Source organism: Pseudomonas sp. GL-B-26 (assembly GCF_019947405.1).
Lineage (GTDB): Bacteria > Pseudomonadota > Gammaproteobacteria > Pseudomonadales > Pseudomonadaceae > Aquipseudomonas.
The window spans coordinates 15464-28437 of the sequence record NZ_JAGYGJ010000038.1; the positions used below are offsets into that span (position 1 = coordinate 15464).

Annotated in this window: 11 protein-coding genes; 8 read left to right on the top strand and 3 right to left on the bottom strand. The window is 59.1% G+C overall.

Annotation, left to right across the window (positions count from 1 at the left end; translation table 11 throughout):
* The first annotated feature begins 21 nt into the window (after window positions 1-21).
* Complete coding sequence (locus KGB23_RS21970; protein ID WP_223432576.1) at window positions 22-1551, top strand: DHA2 family efflux MFS transporter permease subunit; 1530 nt, start codon at window positions 22-24, stop codon at window positions 1549-1551.
* Window positions 1552-1674: 123 nt separating this feature from the next.
* On the opposite strand, the gene lpxH is transcribed toward KGB23_RS21970, so the two are convergent.
* Entirely contained in the window at window positions 1675-2427 is a 753-nt protein-coding gene (lpxH, locus tag KGB23_RS21975) for a UDP-2,3-diacylglucosamine diphosphatase (protein ID WP_223432577.1), read from the bottom strand.
* Window positions 2424-2927 carry a peptidylprolyl isomerase gene (locus KGB23_RS21980; protein WP_033057103.1) on the bottom strand — a complete coding sequence of 168 codons (504 nt, stop codon included), beginning with the start codon at window positions 2925-2927 and terminating at the stop codon, window positions 2424-2426. Before KGB23_RS21980 ends, lpxH begins: the two co-directional genes overlap by 4 nt.
* A 260-nt stretch (window positions 2928-3187) precedes the next feature.
* On the opposite strand from KGB23_RS21980, the gene KGB23_RS21985 reads away from it, so the two are divergent.
* Both KGB23_RS21985 and cysS read left to right on the top strand, forming a co-directional pair.
* Window positions 3188-4885, top strand: coding sequence for a glutamine--tRNA ligase/YqeY domain fusion protein (locus KGB23_RS21985; RefSeq protein ID WP_095129097.1), 1698 nt, complete (start codon window positions 3188-3190; stop codon window positions 4883-4885).
* Between the two features lie 15 nt (window positions 4886-4900).
* Window positions 4901-6283 (top strand): cysteine--tRNA ligase, encoded by a 1383-nt coding sequence (gene cysS / locus KGB23_RS21990; protein ID WP_223432578.1) that lies wholly within the window; start codon window positions 4901-4903, stop codon window positions 6281-6283.
* 276 nt (window positions 6284-6559) lie between these two features.
* On the opposite strand, the gene KGB23_RS21995 is transcribed toward cysS, so the two are convergent.
* Window positions 6560-8395, bottom strand: a complete 1836-nt coding sequence (locus KGB23_RS21995; protein WP_223432579.1) for a sigma-54-dependent Fis family transcriptional regulator — start codon at window positions 8393-8395, stop codon at window positions 6560-6562.
* Between the two features lie 426 nt (window positions 8396-8821).
* On the opposite strand from KGB23_RS21995, the gene KGB23_RS22000 reads away from it, so the two are divergent.
* The 5 genes from KGB23_RS22000 to KGB23_RS22020 are packed head-to-tail and all read left to right on the top strand — an operon-like array spanning window position 8822 to window position 12968.
* Window positions 8822-9916, top strand: coding sequence for an ABC transporter ATP-binding protein (locus KGB23_RS22000; protein ID WP_008146067.1), 1095 nt, complete (start codon window positions 8822-8824; stop codon window positions 9914-9916).
* On the top strand, window positions 9916-11013 hold the full coding sequence (locus KGB23_RS22005; RefSeq protein WP_223432580.1) for an ABC transporter ATP-binding protein: 1098 nt from the start codon (window positions 9916-9918) through the stop codon (window positions 11011-11013). Before KGB23_RS22000 ends, KGB23_RS22005 begins: the two co-directional genes overlap by 1 nt.
* Window positions 11010-11876, top strand: a complete 867-nt coding sequence (locus KGB23_RS22010; RefSeq protein ID WP_030130907.1) for a carbohydrate ABC transporter permease — start codon at window positions 11010-11012, stop codon at window positions 11874-11876. Before KGB23_RS22005 ends, KGB23_RS22010 begins: the two co-directional genes overlap by 4 nt.
* 8 nt (window positions 11877-11884) lie before the next feature.
* Window positions 11885-12685, top strand: a complete 801-nt coding sequence (locus tag KGB23_RS22015; protein WP_017339615.1) for a carbohydrate ABC transporter permease — start codon at window positions 11885-11887, stop codon at window positions 12683-12685.
* A gap of 10 nt (window positions 12686-12695) precedes the next feature.
* Window positions 12696-12968, top strand: a complete 273-nt coding sequence (locus KGB23_RS22020) for a DUF2160 domain-containing protein (RefSeq protein ID WP_008146061.1) — start codon at window positions 12696-12698, stop codon at window positions 12966-12968.
* The last annotated feature ends 6 nt before the right edge of the window (window positions 12969-12974 follow it).

The window sequence follows — 12974 nt, forward strand, 5'->3', positions numbered from 1 at the left end:
CCGAGTTCCAAAGGATTCGCGATGAGCAATAACGCCTCTTTTACGCCGCCCAGCCTGTTGCTCAGCACCATCGGCCTGTCGCTGGCGACCTTCATGCAGGTGCTCGACACCACCATCGCCAACGTGGCGCTGCCGACGATTTCCGGCAACCTGGGCGTGAGTTCGGAGCAGGGCACTTGGGTGATTACCTCGTTCGCCGTGAGCAACGCCATCGCGCTGCCGCTGACCGGTTGGCTCAGCCGGCGCTTTGGCGAGGTGAAGCTGTTTCTCTGGGCGACGATTCTGTTCGTGCTGGCTTCGTTTCTGTGCGGTATCTCGACCTCGATGCCGGAGCTGATTGGCTTTCGGGTGCTTCAAGGTCTGGTGGCAGGCCCGTTGTACCCGATGACTCAAACGCTGCTGATTGCCGTCTATCCGCCCGCCAGGCGCGGCATGGCCCTGGCGTTGCTGGCGATGGTCACGGTGGTGGCGCCGATTGCCGGTCCCATCCTCGGCGGCTGGATTACCGACAGCTATAGCTGGCCGTGGATCTTCTTTATCAACGTGCCGATCGGTGTTTTCGCGGTGATGGTGGTGCGCCAGCAACTCAAGGCGCGGCCGGTGGAAACCAGCTATCAGCCGATGGATTACGTCGGTTTGATCACGCTGATCATTGGCGTCGGCGCCTTGCAGGTGATTCTCGACAAGGGCAATGATCTGGACTGGTTCGAGTCGAACTTCATCCTCATCGGCGCGGCCATTTCAGTGGTAGCGCTGGCGGTGTTCGTGATCTGGGAAATGACCGACAAACACCCGGTGGTCAATCTGCGGCTGTTCGCTTACCGCAACTTCCGCATCGGCACGATTGTGCTGGTGTTGGGGTACGCCGGGTTCTTCGGGATCAACCTGATCCTGCCGCAATGGCTGCAAACCCAGATGGGTTACACGGCGACCTGGGCGGGGCTGGCGGTGGCGCCGATCGGGATTCTGCCAGTGCTGATGTCGCCGTTTGTCGGCAAATACGCACATAAATTCGACCTGCGGCTGCTGGCAGGTCTGGCGTTCCTGGCAATTGGCCTGAGCTGCTTCATGCGTGCCGGGTTTACCAACGAAGTGGACTTCCAGCACATCGCCCTGGTGCAGTTGTTCATGGGGATTGGCGTGGCGCTGTTTTTCATGCCGACCTTGAGCATTCTGATGTCGGACCTGCCACCGAGCCAGATCGCCGACGGCGCGGGCCTGGCGACGTTCCTGCGCACGTTGGGCGGTAGCTTTGCGGCCTCGCTGACGACCTGGATCTGGATCCGCCGGGCAGATCAGCACCACGCCTATATGAGCGAAAGCATCAGCACCTATGAGCCGGCTACCCGTGAGGCGCTGAACAGCCTGGGCGGGGCGAGCAATCCGGCGTATGCGCAACTGGATCATGTGCTGACCAGTCAGGCGTACATGCTCTCCACCGTGGATTACTTCACATTGCTGGGGTGGGCATTCATGGGCTTGATTGTGCTGGTATGGCTGGCGAAACCGCCGTTTGCCGCTAAAGCCGGCCCTGCCGCCAGCGGTCACTGATCAGAAATGCGATCAATGTGGGAGCGGGCTTGCTCGCGAATGCGGAGTGTCATTCAGCATTGATGTGTCTGATACACCGCTTTCGCGAGCAAGCCCGCTCCCACAGGGGTTTTGTGTTCTGCATTAGATGGCGGGTGCTGCAAGCTGTGGCGGCGGGGTGAAGTCGAACGGGGCAAGCGCAAACCCGCTTTCATCTACCTGCAACGCCCACCCCTGACGATCCCAATCCCCCAACACAATCCGCTTGGCCGCCTGCTCGCCAATCTGCAACTTGTGAATGGCCGGACGATGGGTATGCCCATGGATCAAGGTCTTCACGCCATAGGCCTGCATGATCCGCGGCACTTCTTCCGGCGTGACATCAACAATGTCATTGGCCTTCATCCGCGTTTGCGCGCGGCTTTCACTGCGCAGCTTGCGCGCCAGTTTATGGCGAGTCCGCAAAGGCAAGTGCCGCAGGATGAACAGGGTGATCGGATTACGCAGATAGCGACGCAGCTTCATATAGGCTTCGTCGCGGGTGCAGAGGCTGTCGCCGTGCATCAACAGCACCGGCTCGCCGTAAAACTGCACGACACTCGGGTCTTTCAGCAATGTGCAGCCGGCCTGTTTGCAGAAGGCCTGGCCGAGCATGAAGTCGCGATTGCCGTGCATCAGAAAAATGGCCGTGCCGCTGTCGCTGAGTTCGCGCAGGGCCTGGCAGATGGAACGCTGAAAGGGCGTCATGGCATCGTCGCCAATCCACGCCTCGAAAAAGTCGCCCAGGATGTACAACGCACTCGCCGAGCGGGCGCGTCCGGCGAGCAAATCCAGAAACGCCCGGCTGATGTCCGGGCGCTCCTCTTCCAGATGCAAGTCTGAAATCAGCAGTATCACTCAATGATCTCGGCTTTCTCGATGATCACGTCTTCTGCTGGTACGTCCTGGTGGCCGGACTTCATGGTGGTGGAAACACCTTTGATCTTGTCGACCACGTCGGTGCCTGCAACGACTTTGGCGAATACCGCGTAGCCCCAGCCCTGAGTGGTCTTGGCGCTGTGGTTCAGGAAGCTGTTGTCAGCCACGTTGATGAAGAACTGGGCGGAAGCCGAATGCGGCTCCATGGTGCGGGCCATGGCGACGGTGTACTTCTCGTTCGGCAGGCCGTTGTCGGCTTCGTTCTGGATGCTTGGGCGCTTGTCTTTCTTTTCTTTCATGCCTGGCTCGAAACCGCCGCCCTGGATCATGAAGTTACCGATGACGCGGTGGAAAACAGTGTTTTCGTAGTGACCGGCTTTGACGTACTCGATGAAGTTGGCCACGGTGATCGGGGCTTTTTCAGCGTTCAGTTCCAGGACGATGTCGCCATGGTTGGTTGTCAGTTTGACTTGGGTCATGATCGGTACTCTTTCAATGAATTCGTGGGTTTCGGGGCTTTGCAGCCCTCAACCGGTCCGGCCAATTTTGGCCAAGGTGCGCAGTTTAGCGTGCCGGGCGCGAATTTCGAGGCTGTTTTTCATTTGCATCCGATTAAATGCAGCCGTTTTCGGGCCTGCTCTGTCAGCGACTTGACGGCATCGGCTATGATAAGCCCCTTTGTTTTAACCGCCGCTTTGATTTGGCCAACTGGCCGCGCACTTGTACGTTCAAGGATCCTATGAGCAAGCCCACTGTCGACCCTACCTCGAATTCCAAGACCGGCCCTGCCGTGCCGGTCAATTTCCTGCGCCCGATCATCCAGGCGGACCTGGACTCGGGTAAGCACACGCAGATCGTCACCCGTTTCCCGCCTGAGCCCAACGGCTACCTGCACATCGGTCACGCCAAGTCGATTTGCGTGAACTTCGGCCTGGCCCAGGAATTTGGCGGCGTCACGCACCTGCGTTTCGACGACACCAACCCGGCCAAGGAAGACCAGGAATACATCGACGCGATCGAAAGCGACGTCAAATGGCTGGGCTTCGAATGGTCCGGTGAAGTGCGCTATGCCTCGCAGTATTTCGACCAGTTGCACGATTGGGCCGTCGAGCTGATCAAGGCCGGCAAAGCCTACGTCGATGACCTGAGCCCTGAACAGGCCAAGGAATACCGTGGCAGCCTGACCGAGCCGGGCAAGAACAGCCCGTTCCGCGATCGTTCCGTGGAAGAGAACCTGGACTGGTTCGCCCGCATGAAGGCCGGTGAATTCAAGGACGGCGCACGCGTGTTGCGGGCCAAGATCGACATGGCCTCGCCGAACATGAACCTGCGCGACCCGATCATGTATCGCATCCGTCACGCTCACCACCACCAGACCGGTGACAAGTGGTGCATCTACCCGAACTACGACTTCACCCACGGTCAGTCGGACGCCATCGAAGGCATCACCCACTCGATCTGCACCCTGGAGTTCGAAAGCCATCGTCCGCTGTACGAGTGGTTTCTCGAGAACCTGCCCGTGCCGGCGCAACCGCGTCAGTACGAATTCAGCCGTCTGAACCTGAACTACACGATCACCAGCAAGCGCAAGCTCAAGCAACTGGTAGATGAAAAGCACGTTCATGGCTGGGACGATCCGCGCATGTCCACGCTGTCCGGCTTCCGCCGCCGTGGCTACACGCCGAAATCGATCCGCAACTTCTGCGAAATGATCGGCACCAACCGCTCCGACGGCGTGGTCGACTTCGGCATGCTCGAATTCAGCATCCGTGACGACCTCGACCACAGCGCCCCGCGCGCCATGTGCGTGCTGCGTCCGCTGAAAGTCGTGATCACCAACTACCCGGAAGGTCAGGTCGAAAACCTCGAATTGGCGTGCCACCCGAAAGAAGACATGGGCGTGCGCGTTCTGCCGTTCGCCCGTGAGATCTACATCGACCGTGAAGACTTCATGGAAGAGCCGCCAAAAGGCTACAAACGCCTGGAACCTGCTGGCGAAGTGCGTCTGCGCGGCAGCTACGTGATTCGCGCCGACGAAGCGATCAAGGACGCCGATGGCAACATCGTCGAACTGCGTTGCTCGTACGACCCGGAAACCCTGGGCAAGAACCCTGAAGGCCGCAAGGTCAAAGGCGTGGTGCACTGGGTGCCGGCCGCGGCCAGCGTCGAGTGCGAAGTACGTCTGTACGATCGCCTGTTCCGCTCGGCCAACCCTGAGAAGGCCGAAGACAGCGCCAGTTTCCTGGACAACATCAACCCTGACTCGCTGCAAGTCCTCACCGGTTGTCGTGCCGAGCCTTCGCTTGGCAATGCACAGCCGGAAGACCGTTTCCAGTTCGAGCGCGAAGGTTACTTCTGCGCGGATATCAAGGACTCGAAACCCGGTCATCCGGTGTTCAACCGTACCGTGACCTTGCGTGATTCGTGGGGCCAGTGATTCAAGGAAACTAAAGTGCTTACGATCTACAACACGCTCACCAAGAGCAAAGAAGTCTTCAAGCCGCTGGATGGCAACAATGTGCGCATGTACGTCTGCGGGATGACCGTGTACGACTACTGCCACATTGGCCATGGCCGCAGCATGGTCGCGTTCGACCTGGTGACCCGCTGGTTGCGGTTCAGCGGTTACAACCTGACTTATGTGCGCAATATCACCGACATTGAAGACAAGATCATCAATCGGGCCAAGGAGAACGGCGAGCCGTTCGACGTGCTGACCGAGCGCATGATCACCGCGATGCACGAGGACGAGGCGCGCCTCAATATCCTCAAGCCGGACATGGAACCGCGGGCCACCGATCACATCGATGGCATGCAGACCATGATCCAGACCTTGATCGACAAGGGCTACGCCTACGCCCCGGGCAATGGCGACGTGTACTACCGCGTCGCCAAGTTCATGGGCTACGGCAAGCTGTCGCGCAAGAAAATCGAAGACCTGCGCATCGGTGCGCGGATCGAAGTCGACGAGTCCAAGCAGGACCCGCTGGACTTCGTGCTGTGGAAAGGCGCCAAGCCGGGCGAACCGAGCTGGCCTTCGCCTTGGGGCGACGGTCGGCCGGGCTGGCACATCGAGTGCTCGGTGATGTCCACCTGCTGCCTCGGCGAGACCTTCGACATTCATGGCGGCGGCAGCGACCTCGAGTTCCCGCACCACGAAAACGAAATCGCCCAGAGTGAAGCGGCCACCGGCAAGACCTACGCCAACGCGTGGATGCATTGCGGCATGATTCGCATCAATGGCGAGAAGATGTCCAAGTCCTTGAACAACTTCTTCACCATTCGCGACGTGCTGGAAAAGTACCACCCGGAAGTCGTGCGTTACCTGCTGGTGTCGAGCCACTACCGCAGCGCAATCAACTATTCGGAAGACAACCTCAAGGACGCCAAAGGCGCACTCGAGCGTTTCTACCATGCGTTGAAAGGCCTGCCGAGCGTGGCACCTGCTGGCGGCGAAGCTTTTGTCGAGCGTTTCACTCAGGTGATGAACGACGACTTCGGCACGCCGGAAGCCTGCGCGGTGCTGTTCGAGATGGTTCGCGAGATCAACCGTCTGCGCGAGAGCGATCTCGATGCGGCGGCGGGTCTGGCGGCGCGCTTGAAGGAATTGGCCAGCGTGCTGGGTGTGTTGCAGCTCGAAGCTGATGACTTCCTGCAGGCCGGTGCCGAAGGGCGGGTTGATGCGGCTGAGGTTGATGCGCTGATTGCCGCGCGTCTGGCGGCTCGTGCCGGTAAAGACTGGGCCGAATCCGACCGTATCCGCGACCAGCTCACCGCCATGGGCGTGGTGCTGGAAGACGGGAAGGGTGGGACGACCTGGCGTCTGGCTGACTGATTGCTGAAATTGCTATAAAACAAAACCCGCCTTGTGCGGGTTTTTGTTTATGGTTTGTCCGCGAGTGCAGCGGCATCCTGAGATTCCCCCCCTCACCCTACCCTCTCCCCCAGGAGAGGGGACTGATTGGGGGATGTTCGGCATATTTTGCGACCTGAAAGTCTTGTAGTGAATCCATAATCGACTCGGTTTTTCAGGTCGATGTATGACGCCAGGCACCTCGGTCGGCTCCCTCTCCCCCTGGGAGAGGGCTGGGGTGAGGGTAGTCTGGCTCACTCAATCTCCAAGTTGTCGCAACCGTTTATAAAGGGTATTTCGGCTAACCCCGAGCCTGCGGGCCAAATGGGAGATATTCCCCCCGGCCGCCTGCAACTGCCGATTCAAATCCTCGGCATCATTCAAATCCACCGCCAACGGCTCCGGTAAATCCACCGGCTCCATCTCCAGATCAACAAAAAAATCATCCGGCAAATGCTCCGGCCGCACCGGCTGCTCCTCGGCCATGGCCAGGGCTACCTGCATCACGCTGCTGACCTGTCTTAGATTCCCCGGCCACGGATGACGGCTGAACAACTCCAGCACCTCTCTGCTCAGTCCGGCCCACTGGCTCGGTTCGCGGTGCTGTTCCCACAGACGTTTGAACAAGGCCTCTTTATCACTGCGTTCTCTTAACGGCGGCAGTTCCAGGGTCAAACCACCAATCCGGTAATACAAATCCTCACGAAACCGCCCCAACTGCACCTGTTCGCGCAATGAGCGGTTGGTCGCGGAAATAATCCGTATATCCACAGGGAACAACTCGCTGCTGCCCACCGGTTGCACGCAACGCTCCTGCAACACTCGCAGCAGTCGAGCCTGAGTCGGCAACGGCATATCGCCGATTTCATCGAGGAACAGGGTGCCTTTGTCGGCCTTGCGGATCAGCCCGATGCTGCCTTTCTGGTTGGCACCGGTGAACGCGCCTTTCTCGTAGCCAAACAGCTCAGACTCCACCAGTTCGGCGGGGATCGCTGCACAGTTGACGGCAATGAAGGGCTTTTTGCTCCGGGAACTGGCTTGATGCAGGGCTTTGACGAAGACTTCCTTGCCGACCCCGGTTTCGCCGTGGATCAACAACGGAATGTCTTTTTCCAGCAAGCGCTCGGCCTGGCGCACGGCTTTTTCCACGCGGCTGTCACCGAAATGCAGGGTATTGAGGCTGATCGCTTCGGACGCTGCCACCACCGGCTCGGCAAAGACGCGCGGCTGAATGGGCACTTGTTTCGGCCGTTTTAACAGGCATTGAAAACGGTTGCGCCCCGAGGTTTGCAAGGCGAAGGGCAGGCCATCCGGTTGGTTCAGCAACTCCAGCAGTGAGACTTTGAACAGGCTTTCGACGCTGCCCCGCGACAGGCTGATGCCCAGCAGATTGTCGGCCCGGCGGTTGGCGGACAGCACCTGACCGGTTTCATCAAAGATCAGCAGCCCGGCCCATTGGCTGTCGAGGTTGTTCAGTCCGGTGTTGAAAGTCAGCTGGAAATGCTGGCCATGGAACAGGTTGAGGATCAGCCGGTTTTCCACGGTCTGACTCATCATCTTGACCATGCCAAGCGTGTGGGACGGCGGCAGGTAACTGTCGCTGGACACATCCAGCACCGCGATGACCTTGCGTTCGGCATCGAAAATCGGTGCGGCAGAACCGGTCATGAATCGATTGGCCTTGAGGAAATGTTCATCGTGTTCGATGTGCACCGCCTGCTCGCAGGCCAGCGCGGTGCCGATCGCGTTGGTGCCGCTGCAGCGTTCCATCCAGCTGGCGCCGGCGCTGAAACCGCGGGTCAGGTTCGGCTCGATAAAACGCTGGGTGCCCCAGGACGTCAGCACCTGGCCCTGATTGTCGGCGAGCATGATCAGGCAGTTGGAGTTGCTGAGGATGTTCTCGTAATACGGCAAGACTTCCTGGTGAGTGGTTTGCACCAGTGAGTGCTGGCTCTCCAGCAAGTGCGCAATGCCCTCGGCCGGCAACTGATCGAACGCCGGGGTGCTCTGATGATTGAGGCCGAACGCGCGGCAACGGGACCAGGAGTCCTGGATGATGGCGTCGTGGGAGAGCGGCAAGGCGGGTGCGGCCATGGCAGTCGATCTCTGAGCATTATTATTTTTGTTATGAGTAACGCGATCCTGTAGCAGCTGGCGAAGCCTGCGTTCGGCGACGCAGTCGTCGTAAAACCTGTATACGCGGTCTTCCTGATACACCGCGACACCTGATATCACGACGACTGCGTCGCCGAACGCAGGCTTCGCCAGCTGCTACAAGGGCGTGCGCGATTCAGAATTTCCCGCAGTAAAAACATCCGTAGAGTGTTGTTCACTATTGTTCATTGTCAACCACCGGATTGTTCAATTGTTCAGTCGCGGTTGTTCATTTCTGTTCAGCAACGAACGCTGTTTTTCTTTCACTTGAAGGATTCTCAAGCCGGATCAACGGCTTGCATTTTCTGGCACGAATGTCGCTCTGTAGCTCCGGTCGCTTGACTCCAATAATAAAAAGGCCGAGCCATGTCATTAACCCTGGAGCACGTCAGCCGCACCGTCGAGGGCCAGACCTGGATCGACGATGCGTGCCTTAGTTTCGAAGCCGGATCCTTCAACGTTTTGCTCGGGCGCACGCTGTCCGGCAAAACCAGTCTCATGCGCTTGATGGCCGGTCTGGACAAGCCCGACAGCGGCCGCATCCTGATGAACGGCGTCGACGTCACCCAACGCCCGGTGCGTTTGCGCAACGTGTCGATGGTCTATCAGCAATTCATCAATTACCCGACCATGACGGTGTTCGAGAACATCGCCTCGCCCTTGCGCCAGGGCGGTGTGTCCAATGAGCTGATCCAGAGCAAAGTGCTGGAAACCGCGAAGATGCTGCGCATCGAGAAATTCCTCCAGCGCCATCCGCTTGAACTCTCCGGCGGTCAGCAACAACGCACGGCGATGGCCCGGGCGCTGGTCAAGGATGCCGAGCTGATCTTGTTCGACGAGCCGCTGGTGAACCTCGACTACAAACTGCGCGAAGAACTGCGTCAGGAAATGCGCGAGCTGTTCAAGGCTCACCACACCATCGCCATCTACGCCACCACCGAACCCAACGAAGCCCTGGCGCTGGGCGGCACCACCACCATTCTTCACGAAGGCCGGGTGATCCAGAGCGGCAAGTCTTCCGAGGTGTATCACCAGCCGCAAACCGTGCTGGCGGCAGAGCTGTTCTCCGAGCCGCCGATCAACCTGATGCCGGGGCGTATCGCCGGCAACGAAGTCAGCTTCGCCAATTTCGTGCACTTCCCGCTCAACGTCGATCTGCGGCCGGTAGGCGAGGGCGAGTTTCGTTTCGGCGTGCGACCGAGCCACATCTCATTGGTGCCGAGCAACGACGATGATCTGGAACTGGCGGTAACCGTCGAGGTGGCCGAGATCAGCGGGTCGGAAACGTTTCTGCACGTGCGAAACGAACATTTCCTGCTGGTGCTGCACTTGCCCGGCGTCCACGAATACGACGTCGATGCGCCGATTCGTATCTATATCCCGACCCATAAACTGTTTGTCTTCGACACACAGGGGCGGCTGGTCCAGGCGCCCGGTCGCCGTATCGCGAGGGTTGCCTGATGGCCGAAATCCGTTTGCAGCACCTCGCCCACAGTTACACCCGCACGCCGGTCGGCCCCGAGGATTATGCGATCCGCGAGATGGACCACGTCTGGGAGCAGGGCGGTGCCTATGCCTTGCTCGGGCCTTCGGGCTGCGGCAAGTCGACCTTGCTCAACATCATTTCCGGATTGCTCAGTCCGTCCCAGGGCCAGGTGCTGTTCGACAGCAACGTGGTCAACGACCTGACTCCGGAGAAGCGCAACATCGCTCAGGTTTTCCAGTTTCCGGTGGTCTACGACACCATGACAGTGTTCGACAACCTGGCCTTCCCGTTGCGTAATCAGGGCATGGCCGAGGCGAAAATTCACAGCAAGGTGCAGGAAATCGCCGAAGTTCTCGACCTTCAGGCGTTGTTGTACAAGAAGGCGCGCAACCTCACCGCCGATGAAAAGCAGAAAGTCTCCATGGGCCGTGGGCTGGTGCGCGATGACGTGTCAGCGATCCTGTTCGATGAACCGCTGACCGTGATCGACCCGCACCTGAAGTGGAAGCTGCGGCGCAAGCTCAAGCAGATCCACGAGCAGTTCAACATCACCATGGTCTACGTCACCCACGATCAGCTCGAAGCCTCGACCTTTGCCGACAAGATTGCGGTGATGTACGGCGGGCAGATTGTGCAATTCGGCACGCCGCGAGAACTGTTCGAGCGGCCGAGCCACACCTTTGTCGGCTATTTCATCGGCAGTCCGGGGATGAACCTGATCGAGGTGCAGCCGCAACCGGGTGGCGTCGGGTTCGCCTCGACTCATCTGCCGCTTTCCGAGGCTCAACAGAAACGCATCGCCGAGTCCGAGTGGAAAACCCTGAAGGTAGGCATCCGTCCGGAGTTCGTGCATGTGTGGGACGAACCTTTTGATGAGGCGATGCAGGCACAGGTCGTACACGTCGAAGACCTTGGCACCTACAAGATCATGACCCTGAACCTCGACGGTGCCCCTTTGAAAGTGCGCCTGGCCGAAGACAAGCCAGTGCCCGAGGGAACCGCCTACATCAGCTTTCCGGCGCAATGGTTGATGGTGTATGCCGACGAATACCTCTTGGAGACGCAGCCATGAACAAGGTGCAGAACAACAAGGCCTGGTGGCTGGTGTTGCCGGTGTTTTTGCTGGTTGCGTTCAGTGCGGTGATCCCGATGATGACGGTGGTCAACTACTCGGTGCAGGACATCTTCGACCAGTCCAGCCGCTACTTCGTTGGCGCCGACTGGTACAAGCAAGTGCTGCTCGATCCGCGCCTGCATGACTCGTTGCTGCGCCAGTTCATCTACTCCGGCTGTGTGCTGCTGATCGAAATCCCGCTGGGCATCGCCATCGCCCTGACCATGCCGATCAAGGGCCGTTGGTCGTCGCTGGTGCTGATCATCCTGGCGATTCCATTGCTGATTCCGTGGAACGTGGTGGGGACGATCTGGCAGATCTTCGGTCGGGCAGACATTGGTCTGCTGGGCGCCAGCCTCAAGGCCATGGGCCTGAACTACAACTACGCGGCCAACACCATGGACGCCTGGGTCACGGTGTTGGTGATGGACGTCTGGCACTGGACGTCGTTGGTGGCGCTGTTGTGTTTCTCGGGGCTGCGGGCGATTCCGGACGTGTACTACCAGGCGGCGCGGATTGATCGGGCCTCGGCCTGGGCGGTTTTCCGACACATCCAGTTGCCCAAGCTCAAGAGCGTATTGCTGATCGCGGTGATGCTGCGGTTCATGGACAGTTTCATGATCTACACCGAGCCGTTTGTGCTGACCGGTGGCGGTCCGGGGAATGCCACGACCTTTCTGAGTCAGACCCTGACGCAAATGGCGATCGGGCAGTTCGACCTCGGCCCGGCGGCGGCTTTCTCGCTGGTGTACTTCCTGATCATCCTGTTGGTGTCCTGGCTGTTCTACACCGCCATGACTCACTCTGACGCCAACCGCTGAGGTCTGCCATGAGCAAGAGAAAGCTGATTCCGTTGCTGATTTATATCCTGTTCCTGCTGGTGCCGATCTACTGGTTGCTGAACATGTCCTTCAAGAGCAACACCGAAATCCTCAGCGGCCTGACGTTGTTTCCGCAGGATTTCACCTTCGCCAATTACAAGGTGATCTTCACCGATCCGGCCTGGTACACCGGTTACCTCAACTCGCTGTACTACGTGAGCCTGAACACGGTGATCTCGCTGAGCGTGGCATTGCCGGCGGCGTATGCGTTCTCGCGCTATCGGTTCCTCGGTGACAAGCACCTGTTCTTCTGGCTCCTGACCAACCGCATGGCACCACCGGCAGTGTTTTTGCTGCCGTTCTTCCAGCTGTATTCCTCGATCGGTTTGTTCGATACGCACATCGCCGTCGCGTTGGCTCATTGCCTGTTTAACGTGCCGCTGGCGGTGTGGATCCTTGAGGGCTTCATGTCCGGCGTTCCGAAGGAGATCGACGAAACGGCCTACATCGACGGCTACAGTTTCCCCAAGTTCTTCGTGAAGATTTTCGTTCCGCTGATTGGCTCCGGGATCGGTGTGACGGCGTTTTTCTGCTTCATGTTTTCCTGGGTCGAGCTGCTGCTGGCGCGAACGCTGACGTCGGTCAACGCCAAACCGATTGCGGCGGTGATGACGCGCACAGTCTCGGCGTCCGGTATCGACTGGGGCGTGCTGGCGGCGGCGGGGGTGTTGACTATCCTGCCAGGCATGCTGGTGATCTGGTTTGTTCGCAACCACGTGGCCAAGGGCTTTGCCCTGGGCCGGGTCTGAGGAGCTGATGATGGAATGGATGAGTTGGACCGGCCCTACGGCGGCGTTCTTCAGCGTCATTGCCTTGATCCTGGTGGGCATGACGACCTGGGAACTGCGTTCGCCGAGCATTCTTCGGCGTGGTTTGTTGCCGATTGCCACCACCCGTGGCGATCGGTTGTTTATCGGTCTTCTCGGCAGCGCCTACCTGCATTTGCTGGTAATCGGCGTCACCGACTGGAGCATCTGGGTGGCGTTCGCGTTGTCCCTGGTGTGGCTGTTGGCTGTGATGCGTTGGGGCTAGTCGAAT